This window comes from Aerococcus sp. HMSC062A02 (assembly GCF_001809535.1).
GTDB lineage: Bacteria > Bacillota > Bacilli > Lactobacillales > Aerococcaceae > Aerococcus.
Window position 1 is genome coordinate 1,519 of sequence record NZ_KV797934.1, and the last position, 24,055, is coordinate 25,573.

The window sequence follows — 24,055 nt, forward strand, 5'->3', positions numbered from 1 at the left end:
CAGAAGATCCTAAGCCAGAAGATCCTAAGCCAGAGGATCCTAAGCCAGAGGATCCTAAGCCAGAAGATCCAAAACCGGAAGATCCAAAACCGGAAGATCCAAAACCGGAAGATCCCAAGCCAGAAGATCCCAAGCCAGAAGATCCAAAACCAGAAGATCCAAAACCGGAAGATCCAAAACCGGAAGACCCTAATCCGGAGGAACCAACCTCAGAAACCTCAAAGGCTAAGGGCGGCTACGCTATTACTGAGAAAATGACTTCATTTGACCGTAATAAAGCAAAAGAAAATCAAATTGTAGCTAATGGTCGATTACCTCAAACAGGTGCAGTGACAGGTATATCTGCTGGAGCGATTGCAGTTAGTCTATTTGTAGGCGTTGGAAGTTTGGTATTCGATCGAAAGAAAAAGAAATAGTAACTTGTAAGCTAAAAAAGAGCTGTGTCGCTAATTGAGCGGCACAGCTTTTTGTCATATAGAAATCAAAAGGAGAGGTATTATTAATATTTTTCTAGGCTCATAACCATAGCTGTATAAAGTGGCATTCCGTTCATAACAGTCCATTTATCTTTGTGGTTTAGTAAATAAGAAAAGTTATTATCTACACGACTAGCTTGTGTGGCTAACGCAATATATTTCATGTCTCCTGATGTTTCAATGTTTGCTTTATGACCGGGTGAAGACATCCATTGTGTATAAAATTCTTTAGCTAATGCTTTTTCACTTGTTAACATTGGATAGTCTCTCGCCCATGTTTGTAAAATGTTTTCGTTTGCGAGTAGGTTTCCATATTGGTTTAAAGATTTTGAGCCGTCAATTAAACTATGAGATTTTCCGTTAATACGAATTGTTCCAATTTCTGCTAATTGATTTGTTGTATTGTCGATCGGTTTTCTTAATTTTGGATCGTAAGTAACTTGACTCAACCCTAATTCTTTTCGGCGTGCGTTGATTAAGTTAGCAAATTCTTCATTGAGCAAATCAATATCAATGATTTGATAGTTGTTAAAGGCTTCGATGGTTTCATCTGTTGGTACAAGACCCCAGGCAACACCATCGTGAGTTTCTCCTGTGTTACGATTTTTAGCAATATATGAAATTTGTGGAAGGTGATTATAGTCATCGTTGTTTTTGGCTAATTCATAACGTTCTTCTGGTGTATAAGCCTTTTTAAATTCATCAATTGCCATATTTGCAAAATCGCCGGTTTTGTTTGTGATTTTAATATCATAAACTGTTTTATCGGTCACTTCACCATTTTCTAAGTGGTAAGGGTCACCAACAACTTGTGTGAAGGTATCGCCCACGTTAACATTGCCATAGCCTCTTGTTTTAGTTTCAGGTTTTGGTGTTGGCTTGTCTTCAGGTTGTGGCGCCGGTTGGTTCACCTTAGTGCCATAACGCACAACTTGTTCGATGGGTTCTGTTCGGCTTTCATCAATGAGTTCACGTTGGCTTTCTACGCCGTTGGTATAAGTCACCCGATAGGTTTTAGTAACCTTGCCGTCAACGCCTTCTTGGGCAACAATTTCTTTCCCTTGTTCTAAGTTGTCATCTTTGACATAACGGATGCCATGCCTGATAAGGGTATCGTGGCTTTCAGTTTTAACGGTCACTTGGTCTTTAACTTTGGTCCCGTAATAGATGATCGTGGCAACGGGTTCTTGGCGATTAATTTCTTTGGAGGTTTCGGATACGACGACACCATCTGTAAGGGTTTGGGTGATTTGCGTTGTCACAAAACCATCTTGACCTTCTTGTCCAACACGCTCTTCACCTTCTGGAAGGTTAGGATCTGCTAGGTAACGAACAGGAGCGGTGATCACATCTGTCTTTTCAGAGACTTTTGTGGTCGTTCGTTTCACTGTTGGTTCGCTAGGTACTTCGATAAACTCAGGTTCAGTTGAAGGTGGTGTTGTCGGAACAACTTCTTCATCTGGATTTTCGGGATCAACTACAGGTTGTTCAGGTTCTGTGTAGTTGGGGTTTGGAACAACTTGAGGGTCACCTGGAATGATTTCCTCGTGGGTATCCTCGTTGATGATTGTTGGTTCACCGGGGATGAGGGTGGATGGGGTGTCCTGTGGTGGAGTAACGGCGTTTCCGTCTTCTGTAGGGACTTCTTCGTCATGGATGGTGATTGTTGTTTCACCTTGAGAAGAGTCTTTATCACTTGGTGTATGGATTGATTCATTCCCCTTATCCACGCTTGGACCATCAATTGTTTCGTTACTTGGTGTGGTTGAAGGTTTTTCTTCTTTTTCTTTGTTTGAAGGCGTGTGGGATTTATCTTCAGAAGGTTTTTCGCTTACTGCCTGTCCACTTGGTAGATTCTCTTGATCTTGTCGATTTTCTTTTGGCTTCTCTGTTAGACTAGGCGCTTCCATTGAGTCATGCTCTAAAGAACTTGTTTGAGCTCTAAGGCTGGATGCTGGGATAATAACATTATCCTTGGTGCGGAAGGCCACTTCTTTTTGTGGACCATAGCCGTAACCTTTTTCCTTAATCCCTTGGCGGGTCCCGTCTTCCTTCTGTTGATAGTCTAGGGAACTGTTCTTGTAGGGATTAACCAGGGCCAGGAATTTATCCCGCTCCTGTTTTGAGACACGCTCACCATTTTTCAGCATGGCATTAATTTTATCCGCATCGATGAGAAGGCGCTGACCGGTAAAAATTAAATCAACATCTTCAATTTGGTTGACTTGGGCCAGGTCTTCGATCGCTATATTGGTCGCTTCTGAGATGGCTGATAGGGTATCTCCCCAATTAACAATGTAGTAACCATCAACTAATTTTTCCTTTTGAATTTGTTCTTTGACTTTTTGAACACTATTAGCCTTCCATTGGCTGGCTGAGGCGGCTGGCTGATTTTGCTTAGTGGTCGGTTTGGCAGCCTGAGCAGGTTCAAGGCCTAAACCAAGAATACTAGGACCTAGAGCATTAAGGCTAGCTAAACTGATCAGACCAAGCTGGGCAAATTTACGCATCTTCTTCTTCATCATGTTCTTTCATACCTCCAAATAAATAATGAAATTTATAAGCTCAGCATATCATTACTTTGTCCTATATAACCGATAATAGCCTAAACAGTTGTTTTTCACTCCTGAATCGTTTCTTTTCTTCTCAATATGAGAGAAAATACCAGCCTAGGCCTTTTTGGGGCTAGACTTCTTAGATTAATGACATGTTCAGCATAGTCAAGCTAAACTGAGCTAAAGAGTCAATAGGCATAAAAAAAGCTGCCCTTAAGTTTTCACTTGGGGCAGCTAACTGCTTACAGAATTTATAGGAATTTAGAAACTTAGCCTGCCTGACCAATAAGGAGGGCATAGACAAAGAAGAGGGCGAAACCAAAGAGGAAAATTAAACCGAGGATAGCTAAGATTTTCAACCAGCTTGGAAGGTTTTTGTTTTCGCGGGTGACGAGGATATAGTTCAAGAGAGCAAAGAAGGGGGTGGTGAGGAAGGACCCGATCATGGCGAAGCGAAGCATGGTGGCTACCTGACCTGCGAAGAATTGGATAAGCACTAAACCGATGATGGCGGTCAGGGTCATCCAGATCTTCAGAGAATTTTGACCGGCTTCTTTTTTATTAAGGAGTAAGCGCAGGGAAATTTCGTTGACCCGGGAGTAACCGTCGATAACGGTAATGACTGTGCCAAAGATGCAGAGAAAGGCGATGAAGGTGATCAAGTAGCGGGACCAGTCACCGAGGACGGAGGCGTACATGCCCACAAACTGGGAGATGTATTTGGCGGAGGCAGCTTCTACTGCTTGGCCGGTAGGGTATTGGATGAGGGCACCCAGGGCAACGAAGAAGACGGCCAGGATGGCGGTGCCGATATAGCCCACGTTGAAGTCGAAGAGGGCATCTTCGGTGTTGAAGTCAACGCTCTTCCGCTTCTCTGCTGACCAGAGCGAGTTGATGGCTGAGATTTCAATCGGTGCGGGCATCCAACCGACCAGCGACACGATGAAGGGGAGGGCGGCTAGTTGCCAGGGGGTCCGTTCTACAAAGTCTGCACTGTATTCAGGGTGCTCAATGGCCGCGATGATAACGGCTAGGACAGTGGCAATGGTGAGGGCGGACATGATCCACTTGGCCATCCCATCGAGTAACTTGTAGCCCCCGAAGAGGAGCATGGCCCAGATGAGGGCGATGAGGATAATGGACCACTGGGTAATAGTTAGATTAATCATAGGGAAGGCACTGGCAATAATAGCTGAACATAGAATAGCCACCCCTGCTGTATTGACCAAGGCGGAGAAGACATTTAGGATAAAGAAGACCCAAAGATGGAATTTGCCCTTCTCAGCATAACCCTCAACGAGAGTTTTACCCGTTTCGGCTGTATATTCCGCGCCAAAACGGAAGAAGGGGTATTTGAAGATATTGGCCAAGATAACGAGGAATAAAAGCGACCAACCATATGAAGCACCGGCTTGGGTAGAGGATACAATATGGGACCCACCCACCGCAGCCGAAGCCATGAGGATACCTGGCCCCATGGCTTTGACCTTGCTAGCCCAGGTAGATTGACTTGTTGTAACGACTTGTGACATAATCATTTCTCCTATCGGTTAAATTTTCAGAATAATCTGAATGAGTTTCTAAAGTATATAGAAAAAAGTTTCTGAAAACAAGGGTAGGATTTGTTTCAAAGCGCTAACATATCTTCAAAATGTTTGGAGATAACGAAAGATTTGAAATGGGGGACTTGGCTCTAAATAATTAAAAACTTTTACCATCTCAGTAGTCATTAAAAAAGCATAAATGTGTTAATGACTCTAGAGATTCCTCCAGTTTAAGTAAAAAAGAAAGACTTTGAATCGTGCAAAATCTCGTACATAAATTTAAAAATATAAAAAACAGCGTGACAACAAGGCTTACAAATGCTTGTTATCACGCTATTTATAGACAATGGACCGTGAGAGGGTCCATTATTAAACACCTTATAAAGTGCTTGAAATGTTGATATAGCGGACTTTCTAGAATGTTAATTTTTTTATTTTCCCAATCCCTCTAGCTATCCCTCTAGATTTACTAAAAATTAGCATATCTTGCAAACAGTTGGGCGCTTTTGCGTTCGGATTGTTCTGTTACGTGAGTATATATGTTCATGGTGGTCTTTACGTCCCCATGTCCCAGGCGTTGCATCACGTCTTTCATGGGAACACCAGCCTCAAAGAGCAAGGAACAATGTGTATGCCTTAGCCCGTGAATCTTGATAAATCTAAAGTTGTTTTGCTCACATATACGCTTAAAGGCGGTATAGATGGCGGTTAGGTTCATTAATCCATTAGTTTTAGTGTTGTTGAATACAAGTTGATGCTTGCCCAGGGGCTTAAAGCCAAATTTTAATAGCCATTGACTTTGCTCACCCCGCCAGCGCCTAAGAACGTTCAAAGTGATGTCGTCAACGCTGATTGTGCGATAGCTGTTTTCATTCTTGGGTTCTTTAATATAAAGGTCATTGCCGTTACACTGACCGACAGCCTTATCAACGGTCAATGTTTTGTTAGTGAAATCAATGTCGTTCCAAGTGAGCGCTAGAATCTCCCCACGCCGTAGCCCAGTATAGGCCAGGGTGCGAATGCAAGCATGCCATTTGCGACTTTCTTCCGCTTCAAGGATTTTCATGAGCTGGCGCAACTCTTCAACGTTGTAGAATTGATAATTATCCTTTTTGTCACATTCATATTTAAGCCGTTTCTTAGGCGTGATGACTTTATCAGTTACTAATTCTTGAATGTAGCCCCGACTATAGGCAAATTTCATCACTCGCTTAAAATAGCTATAGGTCTTGCGGTAGCCCTTGAATTGTTTGTGCCAGGCGTTTAATTCTTCTTGAATGAGTTGGGGCGTTATCTTATGAATAAGGCAATCCCCGAACGCTGGCAGAATATGAAGCCTAAACGTATCTTGAACTTTTGACAAAGTGGATTCTTGAACATTGTTTTGATAAATCTCTACCCACTCATGATATACTTGAATAAACTTCATATTCTTAGAAAGCACATGACTCATGCCGTTGTCAAACTCAAGCTGACAACGCTTGTAATAGTCTTGTGCTTCTTTTTTTTGTCTTAAATCCTCGCTTGTTTAGGGTCTTTTGTTTGCCAGTCGCTTCTTCAATGCCGAGATAGCCACGGACTGACCAAAATTCACCCCTAGAATTTGCATATCTTTCATACGTTGCCATATCTAACATTTTCCTTCCTAAATTTGCCCCCACGGCTGAATTAGTAAGTGTGTATGCTAGGTTGGTGGTACTAAGATTTTATAAGGTGTATTTTATTCAAACTTCCAAATTTTTGTTTTTTCAATATCCGTTGTTCCAACTACGTCGGAAGCCCAAGGAAACAATTGAATTAAAATTAAATCGCCTTTTTTTAAAGTAACTTCTTTGTATTTGGTTTCTCTATTTTCAATATCAAAATATGCAATATTATTAGCTCCGACTTCAAATTTCTCTTTTACCATTTCTTTAGCTAAACGAATAAATTTCGAAAGAATACTTGTTTTAAAAGAAGTTGATAAGGAATCAAGCATTGTATAAAATTCTTCTCTATCTTCTAATTCATTAGTTATATGTACATCAAGAGAATATTTTAAATAGTTGTCTAAAGGGAAATCATATTCATCAGGCAAATTAATAGAAACATCGATATAATGGGCTTTTGTTTTTTCTTTTGTAGTTACTACTAAAATAATTCCTTTTTCATCTCTTTTGAAGGTGAAAATGTAAGGTTCATAGGCAAAAAAATCAGATGGTGTAACTCCTAAGACATTACATATTTTATCAACGGTGTCATATTGGACGCCTTTTCCTTTATTATCTGCCAAAGCCGTTAAAGTGGTTTTTGATATTCCAGTGAGTTCGTGCATATCAGCAATTTTTAAATCTCTTTCTGCCATAAGTATAGAGAGCCTATTTCTTATCATTTCTATTCCTCCTTTTTTGCCATTATACACTAAATAATAACAGTAGTCTAAAATATATTATCGAGTATTGACAATAATGAAATAACAGTGTAATCTGTATTTGATAACAGACTACACTGTTATTTTAGTTAGGAGGGATAAAAATGCAGAATAAATTAAGAATTCTACTAGCTGAAAAGCGGATGACCGTTTCAGACTTACATAATTTGACTGGATTATCAAAAACCACTCTTACGAGTATTTATTATGAACGGGCTAACCCTAAAGTGGAAACGATTATGAAAATTGCAAAAGCTTTAAATGTAACATTTGATGAATTACTAGGAAAATAAATAAGCCCCCACGGCTGAATTAGTAAGTCTGTATGTAACACCTACTGACAAAACAGAACCTTTTTAGGAGGTGAAGAAATGGAAGAACTGACCCGAGCAGAAAAGGAAGTCTTTGACCTACTACCAGCAGGCCGAGAGCAAGCGAAAACCGCCAGTACGCTATGTTCATTGTGTAAGAATCCTTTATCTGTTCGAGATTTTAGGGAGCTGATTGCTTCTATGCGGGCTAAGGGCCTATTGATAGGAGCGAGCAGGACACCCCCACAAGGCTATTACTTAGTGAGTGATGAGGATGAATTACATGCCTTCATTGCCAGCTATGAAGCCCAGGTAAAAGAAGAAATGCGAGTATTGACGATTTTAAAAGAAAAAGCCGACACTTGGCCAGTTAGTTAGGCATCACGTAAGGAGCTACCACCATGCAATTAGTTTATCTAGAGAACGGCAAAGAAGCCCCATATACATTAAGTTCGATAGTGGCCGAATGTGCTGAAGTGCAACACCATACTGTTACACGACTTATAAGAAAACATAAATCTAGCCTAAATAAATTTGGCAAGGTTGGATTTAAAATCCAAGCTTCAGAAAGTGGCCAAAAAGAAAAAGATTACAAGCTGAATGAGTCCCAGGCGACATTATTAATAACTTTTATGCGGAATACCCCTAAAGTTATCGAATTTAAAGAAGCCCTTGTTAAAGAGTTTTACCAAATGCGAGAACAGATTAAGCATTTTGAAGTTCAGCGAGAAATAGAAAAGGTTATCCATAAGGAACTGAATGAAGCTATCAAGAATTGGGAGCATATGAACGCCTTTTCCTATAGCAATATTGGGGACTTGCTTTGTCGTTCAGTAACGGGCATTAGTACAACGAAGCTAAGGGAGCGAGAGAGTGCCAGCAAGAGCATCCCAGCCCTTGACCTAATGGACGGGGACGAATTAACCAAGTACAGAGAGCAAGCAACACGAATCATTATGTACCTTAATCAAGGGCTTACTTACCAAGAAATTAAGAATCAAGTGATGAAGTAAAAGAAGGAGCAACCACCATGAATTACAACATTTTAGAGCTAGGTAATGAACTAGTTGTTAGCAGTCTACAGATTGCGGAAGTATTTAATAAAAAACATTTTCATGTCATGCGAGATATTAAAACACTCAAATTAAATTTTGACCGAGTCTGTTCAATGGAATCTGAGGACGGTCCAAGTTTGGATTCGTTAAATTCAACCAATCCAAATATGGATTTGTTGAAATTCGAAAATCTATTTTATAAAGATAGCTACCAAGACGCAAAAGGAGAAAAACGCTCTTTTTACTACATGACTAAAGACGGCTTTGTTCTCTTGGTGATGGGCTATACAGGATTAACCGCTTTAAGATTCAAGTTAGCCTATATCAACGAATTTAACCGAATGAAAGCCGAGCTTGAGGCGCCCAGCAGTCAACCAGAGGAAGAAAAAACGTTCTTTGAAGAGTTTAGAGAATTGCCCATCCTAGAAGACCCCTTTAATGATGAACAACCGCCCTACAAGGATAGATACGTGTTTGCGGTGATTAATATCATGTTGGCCCATGGCTTCAACCTAAACAATTATTACACGGTGGACGGGCTGAAGGAACTGAGGGATATTGCTAGAAAGCTTCACTTGCTAAAGTTCGAGGAAATTATTATGTATTGCGCCCAGCGTAAGAAATATAACTTGCACTATGTCCTAGCGGTGGCCAGAAACTACTTGCCAAGTTCCTATACAGACCGTTCTAAGTCGATTTTGTTAGATATTGATAGTATGAAAACCAATTTTAACTAATAAAAAATGCCCTTCACTGACCAGACGAATAGCGAGGGCAAACAGGCAAAAACACTCAAAAAACACATAATACTAGTAACCAATCGATTAACTACTGAAGGGAGGTGAGAGCATGAAGACAATATTTAGGGGCTTAGGGGTATTTATAGGCAGTATGGCAACAATATTCTTGTTTCTATATGGCTTGCTGGCCTATAGCAACCATGTTTACCTAGAACGCTACAAGGCGGGGAATGATGATTATTACTTACAGGCCCAGCACTATGAGAAGGTGACAGGGGAAGAAATTGTTCAAGCAGACGAAATTTACAGCAAATAGGAGGAATCTTAATTATGAAATCAGAAGAAACTAATTTAATTGATGTGACTATGGAAATTACAAGAGCTAAATCAAACAGCGCTGAATCAAGAGCGCTTGTTAATATCCTTAAAGATAGATTAGGTAATAAAGATATTGATTGCACTGACTTAGTGGAATGGGAAGAAAATGAGCTTATCGAATATGCTTTCAGTTGTGCCGAAGAACTAGCAAGGTTGGAGAGCCTTGCCGAAATTTTAGCCGATTCAATTAACGAAACAGGTTTCTCACTTGATGTATTAGATGAGTTAGTTTTTAAACAATCACAAGAAACCCCCGAAGAGGTGGAAGAAGATGGAATTTAATATCAGCCAGGGCCAATCAGTTCCTAGAACGGAAGCAGAAACAATTATTACTTACGACCCTTATTTAAAGAAGTGGTTTATTTATACTGACCACGGCCCCCATGCCAGGAAGTGGGAAGACAAAATTATCCCGAGTGATGATGTGACGAGTCGCAAGGTCTACCACGAAGACAGTGGAAAACTGATAGCCATTGAAGGGGAGATTGAAGGTAGTGTTTCAGTACAGGCCCCAAGAAAGCTGACCGAAGAACAAAAAGAGCAGGCAGCAAAACGCCTACTCAAAAATGTTCACGGTATCGAGTCATAGAATGCCATATTTGCCTACAGCAATGACTAACTATCAATAATATTCAACTCACCAACCTAAGCAAGGTATTTATATTCAATTGCCTATTGAAGGCTAGAAAGAAGGTTTAACAATGGTAAATAACAATGTTCTACAGTTTGAGTTGCCCGAGGACTTTAACAACCAGCTCAAAGCATCACTAATCTATATTTACCGTGATGCCATGGAAGAAGCTAAGCGGGATTGTGCTGTAACACGGGAGATGTTGACAATTGACGAAGTGGCGAAGATGTACAGTACCAGCCGAAACACTATCATAGAGAATTGGCACAAACAATTAGGCTTACCCCTTAGCAAGTTAGGCAACAAGATTTACATTGAACGGAAAGTATTAAATGACTTTATCAGAGCACACCCATACCAATAAAGGAGATTTCTCATTGGAAAATAATTTAACATCTTCACAATGTAAAGCCCTAGGGCAACGACTAAGGGAATTACAAATAATGATTGAACAACAACTATTGATTGATGAATTAGGGCTTTTAGCAATTGGAGAAAGTGAATCTTACAATCAGCGTTTAGCTACCAGCTTAGAGGAATCTAACAAGAACTTCATTGAATTTCTTAGTGATTTTAACGAAGATTTCACCAACATTCTATTAGTTTTAGATTTTTGCGATGACTTAAAGGAGCTCCCCGAATTTTTAGAAAGATTAGGAATAAAAAAAGACTTATGAGGAAAAGACCCCATAAGTCTGAGTAAAAGAAGTCTTGCTTACCGCCAGATAAGCAATATAGGGAGCTACCACCATAGCGCCCGACTTGTTTATAGTATATCAATTTAAGCGCAGGTAAGCAATTCTTCTTAATGATTGAAATACAGTTTTTTGTATTTAGGAGGAATTGAACTATAAATAGTTCATAAAACAAATATAGATTTAACAAGGAGAATGCACTATGACGAAAAATGAATATAGATTAAGGATGGCTTATTTTGTCGCCAAAATGTTTACTTATACGGTTAGGGCTGACCTAGCGAAAAAGTTTCCCAAACTATTTGATTGGCTATGGCCAGAAACAATAGAGATTGACCGTTTCATTATTCAAGTTGCCGAATGTAAGGAAGCTAAAGAGAGCGGGTTTTCAGATGAGTAAAGGGAGAAGTTATGTATTAGACGTGGCAAAGCTACAAGCGTGCTTTTACCGTGGAAATGATGAACTGAACGAAAGTTAGAGCCTTGTTTAATGAGACTTGGGGAAGCGTTCAACAAAACCTATTTTATAAGAAAAAGAATCTTGAAACTTTGCTTGATAACTGTAAAAGATGGTGGGGATTTAACTAAGTTCCTTAATGACGATTCAGAGAGATTTGATTTTAAGACACTTTCAGAATTAACTACTATGCCTATAGAAACAGTGGCGGAAGCCATGCTACTATTCAGCAGAATAGAGCTTATTGAGCTAACAGATGATGGCTATTATAAATTAAACCTTAAAGGAGGTTCATTGTGGCAGATAACAGAAAATATTATTACCTTAAGTTAAAGGAAAACTTTTTTGAAGACCCAGCAATCATTATCCTTGAGGACATGCAAGATGGATATAAGTATTGCAACATTCTGCTTAAACTTTACTTGAGAAGTTTAAAAGGAGAAGGGAAATTAACATTTAATTCAAGGATTCCCTATAGCCCTTCTTTACTTGCCAAAATTACACGACATAGACAACAGGACGTTGAGCGGGCAATAGAAGCTTTTAAAGAGTTGGAATTAATAGAAATTTTAGATAATGGCGCAATCTTTATTTCAGATATTCAAAATTTTATTGGCCAATCTTCAACGGAAGCTGATAGAAAAAGAGAATATCGGGCCAGAATCGAATCAGAGAAAGAAGCTTTGAAAAAAAATAAGACAAATGACCAGACAGACGACCAGACAAATGTCCCGACAAATATCCGACAAAACTCCACCAGAGATATAGATAGAGATAGAGTTAATTTAGATATAGAGTCATCATCATCATCTAAACAGAATAAATTATATAGTAAAGCAGAAAAAACAAAAAAATCAAAATCGGATGATGATGATGATAGCATGCCCGAAGTAATTGGCCAATCTGCTATTGATTACTATCAACAGAACTATGGAATAGTTACCCCGAACATGGTTCAAGAGATTCAGCATTGGGCGAAAGAAACGAATGAAGAACTAGTTATCCATGCATTTAAGCGAGCTATTGGCTCAAGAAGTCCCTTTAAGTATGCCATGACTATTTTAACGAATTGGACGAATAACAATATTACAAGTGTTGACCAGGCAGAAGCTGAACGGGTTGAGAGGGAACGACAACACAAGAAATATCAGTCGAATAATCAGCCTGAAGAGAAAAGACATTTTGAAACTAAAGAAGAGTTTAATGCTTTTATGAGAGGTGAAATCTAATGAGCGGAATTAAAGAGATGGTTAAGGCCCTAGACGTGCCAGCAAAGTTAAAAAAGACCTTGCTAGGTAAGGATATAGACAGTTTTCATGCCCAAGTTAAGCAAGAGACCCTAGCAGACCCAGACATTAAACAATTTATCAAGTCTTGTCGAGAAGTTTTAGACGATGACATGCTTCAAAAAGCTCTACCAACATTCAGAGAGTTTATAAAAAATCGTGATGAATCAGAAAAATATGTTCCACATTTAAAAATCGAAAACAATCAAATAGTTATTAGATATTCATTTGACCCCGTTTATCAAGAAAAGGTAACTCGCAAAAAATGGAAAAACAAGTTAGATATTAGCAACATGAGCCTTGATAATCAGATGGCCAATATTGCCGAATATGATTTAAATGACATGGGGAGACAGGAAGCTTATAGCGCTTGTCTTGACTTGATTAAAGAGTTTGAGCCTAAGAAAAAACAAAAAGGAATTTGGTTAGTTGGTGGCGTTGGGATTGGTAAATCTTACTTGTTAACAGCAACAGTCAAAGAAATTAATCTCAAGGGCGCTAGTGCAGCGATTATTGAAGTTGCTGACTTGTTTAACAAGATATTAACCCAATTAAGAAAAGACAATTGGCGAGTGGATGAAATCATAACTTATTACAAGGAAGTTGATTTTTTAGTCCTTGATGATATTGGGGCGGAGAACTTAACAGCCTATCGATTAGAAGATATTTTGCACCCAATTATTAAGGAGCGATACAAACAGCATAAGTTGACTTGTTTCACCTCTAACCTAACGATTATGGAATATGCCAGCCGTTTAATCTCTCCTAATAACAATAATCAAGATGAGAAAATAAGCAAGGAGAGAGCCAGGCGGACACTTGACCGAATCAATGCCCTGGCCGTTGAGGTACAGGCGTATGGCAGAAATAGAAGAAACAAATATTAATAAATTCATGTGGCTGACGCTTCTAGTTAGTCACATTTTTTGTTTTAACCCCCCCAGAAAAGATAATTTTTAAGTGAGTGGCGGGAGACCGAGGAGTGGGGACTCTTCCCTCTCCATGGATTCAGGCGATTTATTTAGCGATAATATATTGATCAGGGGGGAAGAGGGATAAATGGGCTTAAAATGCTTTAATATCTATTATTTGATATGATTCTAAGTGATAAAATAGCTTCTAAATAGCTATGCGATAAAGCTGATGTAATTATCGCTTAAAAATGATTTTAATTAGTTATCTTAGGTGATGTGTAAGGGGGCCATAATGACCGTTAGAGATGTTGAAATAATTAAAAGGTGTAAGTATTCAAAGTGAAATGTGACTAATTTAGTTGGAAAAATGAAAATCGCAGAAGCGGGGCTTATGGGCAAGACCTATTTAGACGGTGTTAGAGTTACCAGTTCTCCCAGCAAGTCATATGATGAAAATCTTGTTACTTTGATGACAATGAAAGAACAACTAAAGCGGGCAATTGATGAATATTTGAACTTACAATTCTTGGCCCTAGATATCTTTGACCAACTTTCAGACACAAAAGAGCGTGCTTGCTTGAGTGATTACTATTTATGCGGGCTAGCGGTTGATGAGATAGCCGAGCTTAATGCCTGCTGTACAAGAACGGTAAAACGGAAGCTTAAAACGGGCCTCGAAAAGATAGAAAAGCTATCTCCTAGGGAAGATGAGGAACAGCATCACGAATCAAGAGAAAAGGCTAAGAAGTTTGATAATGCGGATAGTTTTTTAGAGGCGATGGCCCGATTTGAATATTAAAATGAGTGAGAAGCGGCTTTAAGCTTTAAATTGATGTTTATATAATCAGCAAGGGGAATATATTACTGTTGTCTTTTAACTTTGTGTAGCTGATTAACTAATAGGTTTTTGAGCGATAAAATGGATTCTAAAGGTGATATAGATTAATGAACTTAGCAAATAGCTAAATTAATTGACATACGTATAAATAATACGTATAATAATAAGTGTAAGGAGGTTAGACATGTCTAAAACAAAACCTTACAGAAAAGTCGTTAAAGTGATGAAAAAAGCGGGCTGGCAACTTGACCATACAACAGGTTCTCATGAAATCTATGTTAAAGATGGTAAAATGTGCCCCGTGAAATGTAATAAGAAGGATATACCTTCCGGAACTTTAACGAGTATTGAACGGATTACAGGGCTGAAGTTTTAGCCCTGAGTCCCTTCTATAGAGGAGGCCCACCATGAAAAAAGTTATTTATCCTTGTGTCATCACGGAAGAAGATAATGTTTATTATGCTGAATTTCCTGATTTTGAAGCTTGTTTTACTGATGGGGAAAGCTTTGAAGAAGCTATTATTAATGCGAAGGACGTGTTAGAAGGCACATTAACCGTTTATGCTAAAAAAGGAATCGACTTCCCAGAAGCAAACATGAATATTATTGCCGAAGATGGCAGAGTCGTTTTTGTTGATGTGTGGTTAGCCCCAATCTTAGACCGTGCCAGCAATCAAGCTGTTAAGAAGACATTGACTATTCCTAAATGGTTGAATGATAGTGCTGAAGCCCAATCGGTGAACTTTTCTAGCGTTCTACAAACAGCCCTAAAAGAAGAATTAGGAATCCACTAATCAAATAAACCTTGTAGAAAAAGAGCCAGCTAACTATAGTTGGCTCTTTTGTTATAATAAAAATAAATTCTGAATAGGGAGCGTGTAAGATGAGTGAAATAGGTGTAAAGCTTAATGAAGAAGCAACGTTAAGGAACTTTGAAGGGGTATTAAACGACTATCACAAATGCAAGCGAATAATGGGGATTGGCCCGCAAATTATTTCAAGTTATGAGTATGTGCCAGGTCCCCAGAAGGTGCAAGGGGACGAAACCATGTTTAAGACGGTTGAATTAAGGGACATAGCAGGGCGGGGCCTTGAAGCTATCCATAACACTATAGACCTTCTTAGCGATATTGAAGCCAGGAGAATCAACCAGCGTTACATTTGGCCACAGACAATGACACTAGAAGGCTTAGCAATGGGGGAAGGCTATGCAACATCTTCTTTCTATCGGCAACTAAGAGAGGCTAAATTAAACTTTGCAATTTTGTGGCAGGGTGAAGATGAATTAATTGTTAGAAAATAATCGTGCGAGCTATCTCTAGATTATCTCTAGAAAAGACATTAGAAATGTTGTTATAAATGCATTCCTATCTCTTGATAATCGTGAGCTAATCGAGTGAAAAGGGTAAGAAATATTAAAGGCCTTGCTATTACCAATGCAACAAAATCAGCGGAATCGGCACCCCTAAAAGAGCAATCGGACAAAACAGACACCTTAAAAATAGCCTTTTCGGCCCCCTTAAAAAGGGGAGCCTATATGTTACTAGCCAGCATGAAGAGCCTCATAAAACCCCAATGTTATTTTAGAAAATGGTGGAAAAAGGTGGACGGGAAGAACCTGACAAAACCTGACATGTTTTCTAGGGGGTTGAGTGATGCCAGCAACCTGTTAAAACTTGTTATGATGAATCAAAATGAATACAAAAAAAGCACCTAATTTAATAGGTGCTGACTTACTAATTTAGCGGTGGGGGCAGATTAAAAAATCAATTTGAGTCTTCAATCACGTTTAAATCCCTCTAGAAAACCCTCTAGATAAAATCTAGAGGGTTCCGCTTTTAAGCATTTCTTGCTTTCCGAAGAATGCTATTATATCAACGTTTTTAGGCGATTTTGTTATCGTCTAAAACACTTCAATGGACCGTGAGAGGCTCGAACTCTCGACAGACGGATTAAGAGTCCGCTACTCTACCAACTGAGTTAACGGTCCGTGTCGTTATCGCTTAATGACGATAAATATATCTTACGCCTGTTTGAGGAAAATTTCAAGCCTTTTTCGCTAATTTTTTCAAAAAATTTTTGGGGGGACTTCGGCTAGTAGCGATTTTGTTGGATTAGCGGCTTTTTGCAGGAAAAATAAAGGCTAAAAAAGCCAAGCCCTCATTTGGGCCTGGCTGATTTTTATACTTTAACAGTCTTATTTGGTTTTGCGATCGATGTCTAAGTCAGTCCGGTATTCACGAGGCGCTTTTTCGAAGAGATATTCGCCGTTGCGGATGGAAGCGAGGCATTCTACCCGGCAGCGTTGGGCTTCATAGGCGCTTGGGGCATCGAGGACGATAAAGTTGGCAGGTTTCCCTTCATCCAAACCATAGACATCTTCCACTTGCATTAATTTGGCCCCGTTGTAGGTAATCAAATCAAAGTTGCGTGGGAAGTCTTCTTCGCGCATGAGCTGGGTGGCGTGGATGCCGTTGTCTAGGATATTCATCATGTTACCAGAGCCAGCAGGGTACCAGAGGTCAACAATGGAGTCTTGGCCGAATGCCACGTTGATGTCATTGTCGACGAATTCTTTCACCCGGGTCAGGCCACGGCGTTTAGGATAGGTGTCTTGGCGGCCTTGGAGGAAGAGGTTTTCGGTAGGGCAGGAAACAAAGTTCAAGCCAGATTGACGGAAGAGGCCCATCATGCGGAAGGCGTAGGCATCGTTAACGGAACCGAATGAGCAGGTGTGGGAAGCTGTGGTTTCATGGCCGTAGCCTTGCTTCATAGCTTCTGCATTGAGAAGTTCGAGGAAGCGAGCTTGGTCGTCATCGGTTTCGTCGCAGTGGACGTCGATCAATTTGTCATATTTAATGGCCAGGCGGACAATTTCCTTAATCGATTCCATACCGTCTTGGCGGCTCCATTCATTGTGAGGAATCCCACCCACACAATCAGCCCCTAATTGAAGGGCTTCTTCAACTAAGTCGCGGCCCGTCTTGCCTTCTTCTTCATAGGAATACATCCCGTTTTGGGGGAAGGCAACAACTTGGATGGTGATATTATCCTTTAATTCATCACGGACTTCGAGAGCGGCCTTGATACCCGTTAGGTTAGGGTCGGTACAGTCGGTTTGGGCACGGATGAATTGGGTGCCGTAAGCAGCCACGTCTTTAACAGCTTGGCGGATCCGTTCTTTCATTTCTTCCTTGCTGGTACCTTTCTTGTAGTCGTTCCATAAGTCAATGGCTTCAAAAAGGGTGCCTGATTCATTCTTCACCTTAGGATCTTGACCCGTGAAGTAGTAGTCCAAGTGTAAGTGGGAGTCAACGTATGGAGGAAGAACGAGGCGACCTCCTAAGTCGATCGTTTCGTCAGCTGAGCCGAGCTCTGTCCCAATAGCTTTGATTTTTCCATCTTCAACTAAGATTTCAGATGCATCATCGTGCTTATAGATACACGCATTAATAAATTTTTTTGACATCTTATAATTACCTCCTGTAATGATATCTATAACCTAGCTTAAGGTCTTCTTTCATTTAAATCAAGTCTTAGGGTTGACTTTAGCTAGCCAGCGCGCCAATTCACATGAGAACATGAATTCTTGCTCAGATTCGCACAGGAAAAGCTATTTTGGGGCTTGCCAAAGCATTTGCTTAAACTATAATGAGCCTTAAGTAAAGAGATGAAAGGACGAAAAATATGCATCAACAAAGAACGGGCTTTTCATGGCCACTTTTTATTTTGATGGCAAGCATTACCTTTATGGCCATCTTGTCGGAATTAATGCCTTCGGGTGTCTTACCTCAGATGGCGGAAGGTTTTGGGATTACAGAGGCACAAGCGGGAGGTTTTGTTGGCCAATATGCTATTGCTTCAGCTTTTTGCGGTATTCCCATTATTTCCGCAACGGTTGAATGGGACCGAAAGAAGCTCCTCATGCTGCTCCTTATCGGCTTTTGCCTAGCCAATCTCGTCATTGGGCTCCTACCGATTTATTGGTTGGCTGTCCTCGCGCGTATCTTAGGAGGGGTCTGTGCGGGTGCACTTTGGCCCATGATTTCTGCCTACGGAATGAGCCTGGTGAAAGCAGAAGACCAGGGCAAGGCGGTCGCTGTGATCATGGCTGGGACAACAGTCGGTATGAGCCTGGGTTTGCCCTTGATGACCTGGATCGGGACCCGTTTTTCTTTCCACTTAGAGTTTATTGTGATGGCAATCTTTATTGCAGGGGTGGCCTTCCTCTGCCAGACCTTCTTGCCCCATGTCCCTGGTGAGAAGCGGTCTCGCTCGAACTCCCCTCTTACCATGTTGAAGAATAAGGGCGTCCTCCTCGTTGTCCTCCTGACCGTTCTTGCAGTCGTTGCCAACTATGGGGTCTATACCTACATTACCAACTTAGTGAAGACTATCGATTATCCAGGTATTGGTCTAGCCCAAATCCTCTTTGGGCTGGGATCGATTCTATCTGTTGTTATAGCCGGGATCTTTATTGACCATTACCTGCGCTGGGTCTGTGCGGGCATGCTAGGCAGTGCGGCCTTGGCTATGGCCTGCTTCTACTTTGTGTCAAGCACGGGTGTCCACCTCCTGGCCTTTATCCTATGGGGGCTGGGCTTCGGTGCCTTGGTGACCCTCTTCCAAACCGCAGTGACCCGTCAGGTGAGCCAGGGAACAGCTGTGGCGACTTCGCTCCAGTCAGCCGCCTTTAACTTCTCGATTATGATTGGCTCAACAGTTGGCGGCTGGTTACTTGCCTCCTCGTCTTCAGCAGCGATTGTGGTCATGGCCTTGCTCCTCCTGATCCTGGGCTTAGCGATCAGTTTATCAGCAAAAAAATACCTCGCCTAATGAAAGAGACTGCGCCTCTATGGCCAGTCTTTTTTGTTAGGTAATTGGTCTAAACTTTATTAAGACAGCCTAGCTATCAGTAAAGTTCATGTTATAATGGAAAAGAAATTTAGAAGGATTTAAAAAAAGGAGTAAGACAGTTCATGACAAAAGAATCAATCTATGGTTTGACGCGAAAGGAAATGGAAGAACGCTTAGTGGAAATGGGCGAGAAAGCTTTTCGCGCGGAACAAATCTGGCAATGGCTCTACCGCCAACGGGTAGGGAGTTTTGCGGAAATGACCAATCTTTCCGAAGACCTGCGACAAGCTTTGGAAGACCAATTTAATTTCAGCCCTTTAAAAGAAGAAATTGTTCAGCGGGCTGAGGACAGGACGACCAAGTTCCTCTTCCAATTAGCGGATCAGTCGATGATTGAAACGGTTCTAATGTACCACCACTATGGCTTGTCGGTCTGTGTGACGACCCAAATTGGCTGTAATATCGGCTGCCGTTTCTGCGCTTCAGGCCTCTTGCCTAAACAGCGGGACCTGACGACAGGTGAAATCGTGGCCCAGATTATGTACATCCAACGCTATCTCGATGCCCGCGGGGAGGGCGAGAAGGTTTCCCATATTGTGGTGATGGGGATTGGGGAACCCTTCGATAATTATGACAACGTGATGCGCTTCCTTCGCATTGTGAATGATGACAAGGGACTAGCTATTGGTGCCCGCCACATTACCGTGTCAACGTCTGGCCTGGCCCCTAAGATTCGCGAATTTGCCCGTGAAGGCATCCAGGTCAATTTAGCGGTTTCCCTCCATGCCTCCAATAATGAGGTCCGGTCATCAATGATGCGGATCAACCGCAAGTATCCCATGGAAGAGCTCTTCGATGCTATCTATGAATATACCGACCTGACCAATCGCCGGGTGACCTTCGAGCATATTATGATTGATGACGTCAATGACCGGCCAGAGCATGCGCAAGAGTTGGCAGACCTTCTCAAACCCATGCGCAAATTAGCTTATGTTAACTTGATTCCCTATAATCCGGTACCAGAAAACCCCTACCGCCGGTCCAAGCCAGAAGCCATCACCAAGTTTTTCGATGTCTTGATGCAAAATAATATCAACTGTGTAGTCCGCAAAGAATTCGGGACGGAAATCGAAGCCGCTTGTGGCCAATTGCGCAGCCAGTATGAACGCAAACGCCGGGAACGTCGGCAAAGAGAAAAGGCCTAGGAGCCAGTGACAAAAGGCACTTAGGCTTGAATCACTGGAACAGATTTTTGCTTAACGAGTCGTTATTTTTAAAGAGGACGGAGTTCTTGTTTCAGTCTCTGTCTAGCCCAGCAGAAAGGAAGTAAAAAATGCCAGCTATAGAACGCATCCAAGAGATGGAAAGTCACTTGAAGGAAATTCAATCCTTTTTTGAAGATTTTGACCAAGATCTGGCTAAATTTGAAGCGATCAAGCCTCAATTAGAGGCCCTCGAAGCTTATTATGGGAGCGAAGAATGGTTTGACGATTTTGATGCCTATGAGGCTGGAGGCATGCCTGAGGACTTGACCTACCAGGTTCTGAGCGAAGATGGGGTCTATGATTGTTTAGTCGACAAGCACCGGATTGCCTTGGCCCTTCTCGACTTGGCCCGCGACCTTTTAGCCTAGGAGGTGGGATGTGACCAGCGAAAGCAGACAAGCGAATTATTGGTCGGTCTTATTCCTGCGTTTTTTGGCAGGCTATATTAATGTGACGATGATTATTCATTTTGCGACCACCTTGGCGGGGCAGACGGGCTCGCTAACTAATATTCCGATATTGATTGTCCAGCAGAATAATTTTGCCTTGGTGGAGACCTTGTCCGTTGTCTTGGCCTTTCTTATGGGGACCATCTTCAGTGGTTTCTGTTATCCCCATGATGATTCAGCGGTGCGCTTACGCTATACGGCTATTCTGACGGGCTTTGGGCTCCTCTGGCTGGCGACACCCTGGCTAGATTTGCCAGCTGGCCTTCTCTTAGTCTTGACCGCTTTTTCTCTAGGCTTTCAGAATGGTATGCGGTTCTCTTATCGGGGGATTACGGTCCGCACAACGATTATGACGGGCTTGTTGACAGATATTGGTGTTATGGTCGGCCGCTGGCTCAACCGCCATCCTATTGAAATCTGGCGTTTGACCTTTCATTTGAATAATTTATGGAGCTTCTTAGCGGGAGGGATCTTTGCGGCTCTGGTGGACCAGTATACGCCTATCCATGAAATGTTGGTGGCGGGTATCCTGGACCTCCTGGTGGCGGGGTATTTCTTCTTTTTCCGTGATAAGCTTGAAGTGACGAGCTGGCCCTAGAACTATCCAGGACCAGCTTTTTTGTGTATAATTAATAGAAAAATAATATCAGGAGTGATGAGATGATAATTGAAAGTAAGCCTGTCTTAAGGGGCAATGTGCTGATGACCGTTAACCCCATGGGGCTCAAGCAGGAGATCCAGAATCAAATTGACTATGTGAAGAGCCAGGGACACTATGAAGGGCCTAAGAAGGTCCTTGTCTTAGGAGCATCTTCCAGCTACGGTCTAGCGACACGGATTACCACAGCCTTCGGGGCAGGGGCAGATACCATCGGCGTATCCTATGATAAGGGGCCCCGTTCGGAGAAAAACTTGGGAACTCCCGGTTGGTACAATAATATCTTCTTCCGCCAAGCGGCTGAAAAAGAAGGCTTAGTGGCAAAAAATTTCGTAGGGGATGCCTTTAGCCAAGCCTTGAAGGATGACGTCATTCATTACATCAAGGAAGAATTCGGTGGAAAAGTTGACTTAGTGGTTTATAGTCTGGCAACCGGTCGGCGGACGGATCCTGAAACAGGAGAGACCTACCATTCAGCGATCAAATCTATCGGCCAAGAAGTCGTAGGCCCTAATATTAACCTGCAGAAAGAAGAACTCTATGAGGAAGTCTTAGAGCCAGCCAGTGAGAAAGAAATCGAAGCAACCGTTAAAGTCATGGGGGGTGAAGATTGGTATGGCTGGATCAAGCTGCTCAATGAAGCTGGTGTTCTGGCTGAAGGGGTCCAAACGGTTATTTATTCCTATTTGGGGAGTGAGCTCAACCGTTCTTACTACCAAGACGGGACCTTGGGCCGGGCTAAGGCAGACTGTGATGAGAAGGCAGATTGGATTAATCAAGAGTTAGAAGACTTAGCTGGCAAGGCCCAAGTTGTTGTAGCAACGGCTGTGACCACCAAGGCCAGCGCGGTAATTCCTTTCTTCCCTATTTATTGCATCGCCCTCTACAAGGTGATGGCTGAGCGCGGGACTCATGAAACGCCGATTATGCACCAGGATCGGATCTACCGGGACATGGTCTACGGCAACCAGGCAGCCTACGATGACAAGGGACGCCTCCGTCCCGATCTTTGGGAATTAGATCCCGAGGTACAGGCCCAAACGGAAGCTCTCATCAAAAAAATCACGCCCGAAAATTTCAAGACCGATCTGACCGCCTATGACTTACTCTGGCACGAATTTCTAAACCTAAACGGCTTCGATGTCGATGGCGATGACGGTCAAGAAGCAGTCGACTTGGACGACTTGAAGGCACTAGAAGCTTAGCGCTTTTTTTGAAATAAAGCTGCACGGCGAGGGCAAAACATGCTATCATGGAGACGTATTGTTTTTTATAAAATAGACTGATAAAAGGATGATGAACATGTCAAGACTGCTAGGTACTGTCGTTCGGGGGCTGCGTGCGCCTATTATTAAAGAAGGCGACGACCTCGCCCAAATTGTGAAAGCAACCCTCGTCCAAGCTGCGGACCAAGAAGGCTTTAAGATTCAAGATAAGGATATTATCGCGGTAACGGAATCGATTTTGGCTCGCGCCCAAGGTAATTTTGTGAGCCTGGATGCGGTCGCAGAAGACCTCAACAAGAAATTCACTTCTGATACGATTGGAATTGTCTTTCCGATTACCAGCCGCAACCGCTTCTATCCTATTCTCCAAGCTATCGCCCGGGCCAAGTCCAAAGTGGTGATCCAATTCGCTTATCCTCGTGATGAGGTGGGCAATGCCCTGATCTCAGACCAAGCTCTTGAGGAAGCTGATATTAATCCTTGGTCGACGACATTAACTGAGGAAGAATTCGTCCAAACTTTTGGTCAACCCAAGCATCCCTTCACAGGTCAAAACTATGTGGCCCTCTATAAGGAATGTGTGGAAGGCGAAGGGGCAGAATGTGAGATTATCTTCTCTAACCGGGTGGAAACAATCCTCGATTACAGCCAGGATGTCTTGGTCTGCACCACCCATAGCCGCGACCGGTTGAAACGTGAATTGAAGAAGGCAGATGACCAAGCAGTGGTTCTGAGTCTCGATAATATTCTCAACCAAGCGCCTAGTCAGGGAGAAGGTTACAATGAAGAATTTGGGCTACTGGGTGCCAATCTCTCCGGTGAAAATACGCTGAAACTCTTCCCCCGTGATGCCATGACTTTTGTTCGTGAGCTCCAAGCGCAGATTGCTGAAGAAACGGGAGCTACGATTGAAGTGATGGTCTACGGAGACGGGGCCTTCAAGGATCCAGTCGGCCATATCTGGGAACTCGCCGATCCCGTTGTTTCCCCTGGTTACACCGACGGACTAGCGGGCACCCCCCATGAGATGAAGCTTAAATACCTGGCTGACAACCAGTTCAGCGATCTCAGCGGCCAAGCCCTAGAAGACGCCATGCGTGAGCATATCAAAAAACACGAAGAAAACGAAGGCGATACCCACCACAGCTCGGTAGGCACCACTCCACGCCAGATCACGGACCTCGTCGGCTCCCTAGCCGACCTCACCAGCGGCAGCGGCGACAAAGGCACCCCCTTCATCTACATCCAAGGCTACTTCGACAATTACTCGGACTAAACAGGGTGAGAGCAGTTGCGCCCAGACTTGAATG

At 42.2% G+C, this 24,055-nt stretch carries 31 protein-coding genes and 1 tRNA gene; 25 read left to right on the plus strand and 7 right to left on the minus strand.

Annotated elements, in window-relative coordinates:
* Positions 1-416 (plus strand): LPXTG cell wall anchor domain-containing protein (locus HMPREF2626_RS10150; RefSeq protein ID WP_168162719.1); only part of this gene is annotated, 416 nt, incomplete at its 5' end.
* An 83-nt stretch (positions 417-499) separates the two neighbouring features.
* Here HMPREF2626_RS10150 and HMPREF2626_RS06110 read toward each other — a convergent pair.
* The 5 genes from HMPREF2626_RS06110 to HMPREF2626_RS06125 form a co-directional block, all read right to left on the minus strand.
* On the minus strand, positions 500-3,001 hold the full coding sequence (locus HMPREF2626_RS06110) for a G5 domain-containing protein (protein ID WP_070618821.1): 2,502 nt from the start codon (positions 2,999-3,001) through the stop codon (positions 500-502).
* A gap of 299 nt (positions 3,002-3,300) precedes the next feature.
* Positions 3,301-4,563 (minus strand): NRAMP family divalent metal transporter, encoded by a 1,263-nt coding sequence (locus tag HMPREF2626_RS06115; protein WP_070618823.1) that lies wholly within the window; start codon positions 4,561-4,563, stop codon positions 3,301-3,303.
* Positions 4,564-5,044: 481 nt separating this feature from the next.
* On the minus strand, positions 5,045-6,004 hold the full coding sequence (locus HMPREF2626_RS06120; protein ID WP_168162720.1) for a site-specific integrase: 960 nt from the start codon (positions 6,002-6,004) through the stop codon (positions 5,045-5,047).
* A gap of 37 nt (positions 6,005-6,041) precedes the next feature.
* The gene (locus HMPREF2626_RS10400; RefSeq protein WP_083294373.1) at positions 6,042-6,212 is read right to left on the minus strand and encodes an Arm DNA-binding domain-containing protein; all 171 of its coding nucleotides are present in this window, start codon (positions 6,210-6,212) and stop codon (positions 6,042-6,044) included.
* A gap of 83 nt (positions 6,213-6,295) precedes the next feature.
* On the minus strand, positions 6,296-6,946 hold the full coding sequence (locus tag HMPREF2626_RS06125) for a helix-turn-helix domain-containing protein (protein ID WP_070618826.1): 651 nt from the start codon (positions 6,944-6,946) through the stop codon (positions 6,296-6,298).
* Positions 6,947-7,089: 143 nt separating this feature from the next.
* Between HMPREF2626_RS06125 and HMPREF2626_RS06130 the strand changes: the two genes are divergently transcribed.
* From HMPREF2626_RS06130 to HMPREF2626_RS10030, 18 genes are all read left to right on the plus strand, one after another.
* Positions 7,090-7,278 carry a helix-turn-helix domain-containing protein gene (locus HMPREF2626_RS06130; RefSeq protein ID WP_070618829.1) on the plus strand — a complete coding sequence of 63 codons (189 nt, stop codon included), beginning with the start codon at positions 7,090-7,092 and terminating at the stop codon, positions 7,276-7,278.
* 78 nt (positions 7,279-7,356) lie between these two features.
* A complete protein-coding gene (locus tag HMPREF2626_RS06135; protein ID WP_070618832.1) occupies positions 7,357-7,674 on the plus strand; it encodes a hypothetical protein in 318 nt (105 codons plus the stop codon).
* A gap of 23 nt (positions 7,675-7,697) precedes the next feature.
* The gene (locus HMPREF2626_RS06140) at positions 7,698-8,309 is read left to right on the plus strand and encodes a Rha family transcriptional regulator (RefSeq protein WP_070618836.1); all 612 of its coding nucleotides are present in this window, start codon (positions 7,698-7,700) and stop codon (positions 8,307-8,309) included.
* Positions 8,310-8,326: 17 nt separating this feature from the next.
* Positions 8,327-9,088, plus strand: a complete 762-nt coding sequence (locus tag HMPREF2626_RS06145; protein WP_070618839.1) for a Rha family transcriptional regulator — start codon at positions 8,327-8,329, stop codon at positions 9,086-9,088.
* A 112-nt stretch (positions 9,089-9,200) separates the two neighbouring features.
* Entirely contained in the window at positions 9,201-9,407 is a 207-nt protein-coding gene (locus tag HMPREF2626_RS10025; RefSeq protein WP_141744596.1) for a hypothetical protein, read from the plus strand.
* Positions 9,408-9,421: 14 nt separating this feature from the next.
* Positions 9,422-9,751 carry a hypothetical protein gene (locus HMPREF2626_RS06150; RefSeq protein WP_070618842.1) on the plus strand — a complete coding sequence of 110 codons (330 nt, stop codon included), beginning with the start codon at positions 9,422-9,424 and terminating at the stop codon, positions 9,749-9,751.
* Entirely contained in the window at positions 9,741-10,058 is a 318-nt protein-coding gene (locus HMPREF2626_RS06155) for a hypothetical protein (RefSeq protein ID WP_070618845.1), read from the plus strand. The genes HMPREF2626_RS06150 and HMPREF2626_RS06155 overlap by 11 nt, the downstream gene beginning before the upstream one ends.
* Before the next feature lie 112 nt (positions 10,059-10,170).
* Positions 10,171-10,464, plus strand: coding sequence for a helix-turn-helix domain-containing protein (locus HMPREF2626_RS06160; RefSeq protein WP_070618848.1), 294 nt, complete (start codon positions 10,171-10,173; stop codon positions 10,462-10,464).
* Positions 10,465-10,477: 13 nt separating this feature from the next.
* Entirely contained in the window at positions 10,478-10,777 is a 300-nt protein-coding gene (locus HMPREF2626_RS06165; protein ID WP_070618850.1) for a hypothetical protein, read from the plus strand.
* Positions 10,778-10,997: 220 nt separating this feature from the next.
* A complete protein-coding gene (locus HMPREF2626_RS06170) occupies positions 10,998-11,195 on the plus strand; it encodes a hypothetical protein (protein ID WP_070618853.1) in 198 nt (65 codons plus the stop codon).
* Between the two features lie 90 nt (positions 11,196-11,285).
* Positions 11,286-11,585, plus strand: coding sequence for a hypothetical protein (locus HMPREF2626_RS06175; protein WP_070618857.1), 300 nt, complete (start codon positions 11,286-11,288; stop codon positions 11,583-11,585).
* On the plus strand, positions 11,549-12,481 hold the full coding sequence (locus HMPREF2626_RS06180; RefSeq protein WP_070618860.1) for a phage replisome organizer N-terminal domain-containing protein: 933 nt from the start codon (positions 11,549-11,551) through the stop codon (positions 12,479-12,481). The genes HMPREF2626_RS06175 and HMPREF2626_RS06180 overlap by 37 nt, the downstream gene beginning before the upstream one ends.
* On the plus strand, positions 12,481-13,425 hold the full coding sequence (locus tag HMPREF2626_RS06185) for an ATP-binding protein (protein WP_070618863.1): 945 nt from the start codon (positions 12,481-12,483) through the stop codon (positions 13,423-13,425). The genes HMPREF2626_RS06180 and HMPREF2626_RS06185 overlap by 1 nt, the downstream gene beginning before the upstream one ends.
* Positions 13,426-13,819: 394 nt before the next feature.
* Positions 13,820-14,251 carry a DUF1492 domain-containing protein gene (locus tag HMPREF2626_RS06190; RefSeq protein ID WP_141744597.1) on the plus strand — a complete coding sequence of 144 codons (432 nt, stop codon included), beginning with the start codon at positions 13,820-13,822 and terminating at the stop codon, positions 14,249-14,251.
* A gap of 223 nt (positions 14,252-14,474) precedes the next feature.
* The gene (locus tag HMPREF2626_RS06195; protein ID WP_070618869.1) at positions 14,475-14,666 is read left to right on the plus strand and encodes a type II toxin-antitoxin system HicA family toxin; all 192 of its coding nucleotides are present in this window, start codon (positions 14,475-14,477) and stop codon (positions 14,664-14,666) included.
* 31 nt (positions 14,667-14,697) lie between these two features.
* Positions 14,698-15,084 (plus strand): type II toxin-antitoxin system HicB family antitoxin, encoded by a 387-nt coding sequence (locus HMPREF2626_RS06200; RefSeq protein WP_070618872.1) that lies wholly within the window; start codon positions 14,698-14,700, stop codon positions 15,082-15,084.
* An 89-nt stretch (positions 15,085-15,173) separates the two neighbouring features.
* Positions 15,174-15,593: a hypothetical protein gene (locus tag HMPREF2626_RS06205; RefSeq protein WP_070618875.1), complete on the plus strand. Its 420-nt coding sequence runs from the start codon at positions 15,174-15,176 to the stop codon at positions 15,591-15,593.
* 93 nt (positions 15,594-15,686) lie between these two features.
* A complete protein-coding gene (locus HMPREF2626_RS10030) occupies positions 15,687-16,007 on the plus strand; it encodes a hypothetical protein (RefSeq protein WP_070817322.1) in 321 nt (106 codons plus the stop codon).
* Between the two features lie 200 nt (positions 16,008-16,207).
* Here the strand turns inward: HMPREF2626_RS10030 and HMPREF2626_RS06215 are convergent.
* Both HMPREF2626_RS06215 and HMPREF2626_RS06220 read right to left on the minus strand, forming a co-directional pair.
* Positions 16,208-16,280 (minus strand) — tRNA-Lys (locus HMPREF2626_RS06215).
* 207 nt (positions 16,281-16,487) lie between these two features.
* Positions 16,488-17,759, minus strand: a complete 1,272-nt coding sequence (locus HMPREF2626_RS06220) for an amidohydrolase family protein (RefSeq protein WP_070618880.1) — start codon at positions 17,757-17,759, stop codon at positions 16,488-16,490.
* 218 nt (positions 17,760-17,977) lie between these two features.
* Between HMPREF2626_RS06220 and HMPREF2626_RS06225 the strand changes: the two genes are divergently transcribed.
* From HMPREF2626_RS06225 to HMPREF2626_RS06250, 6 genes are all read left to right on the plus strand, one after another.
* Positions 17,978-19,126 carry an MFS transporter gene (locus HMPREF2626_RS06225; protein ID WP_070618883.1) on the plus strand — a complete coding sequence of 383 codons (1,149 nt, stop codon included), beginning with the start codon at positions 17,978-17,980 and terminating at the stop codon, positions 19,124-19,126.
* A 143-nt stretch (positions 19,127-19,269) separates the two neighbouring features.
* Positions 19,270-20,352, plus strand: coding sequence for a dual-specificity RNA methyltransferase RlmN (gene rlmN / locus HMPREF2626_RS06230; protein WP_070618886.1), 1,083 nt, complete (start codon positions 19,270-19,272; stop codon positions 20,350-20,352).
* 128 nt (positions 20,353-20,480) lie between these two features.
* Positions 20,481-20,780: a DUF4298 domain-containing protein gene (locus HMPREF2626_RS06235; protein WP_067975055.1), complete on the plus strand. Its 300-nt coding sequence runs from the start codon at positions 20,481-20,483 to the stop codon at positions 20,778-20,780.
* A gap of 10 nt (positions 20,781-20,790) precedes the next feature.
* Positions 20,791-21,459 carry a YoaK family protein gene (locus HMPREF2626_RS06240; protein ID WP_070618889.1) on the plus strand — a complete coding sequence of 223 codons (669 nt, stop codon included), beginning with the start codon at positions 20,791-20,793 and terminating at the stop codon, positions 21,457-21,459.
* Between the two features lie 62 nt (positions 21,460-21,521).
* A complete protein-coding gene (gene fabV / locus HMPREF2626_RS06245; protein ID WP_210382801.1) occupies positions 21,522-22,724 on the plus strand; it encodes an enoyl-ACP reductase FabV in 1,203 nt (400 codons plus the stop codon).
* A 97-nt stretch (positions 22,725-22,821) separates the two neighbouring features.
* Positions 22,822-24,021: a coenzyme F420-0:L-glutamate ligase gene (locus HMPREF2626_RS06250; protein ID WP_070618892.1), complete on the plus strand. Its 1,200-nt coding sequence runs from the start codon at positions 22,822-22,824 to the stop codon at positions 24,019-24,021.
* The last annotated feature ends 34 nt before the right edge of the window (positions 24,022-24,055 follow it).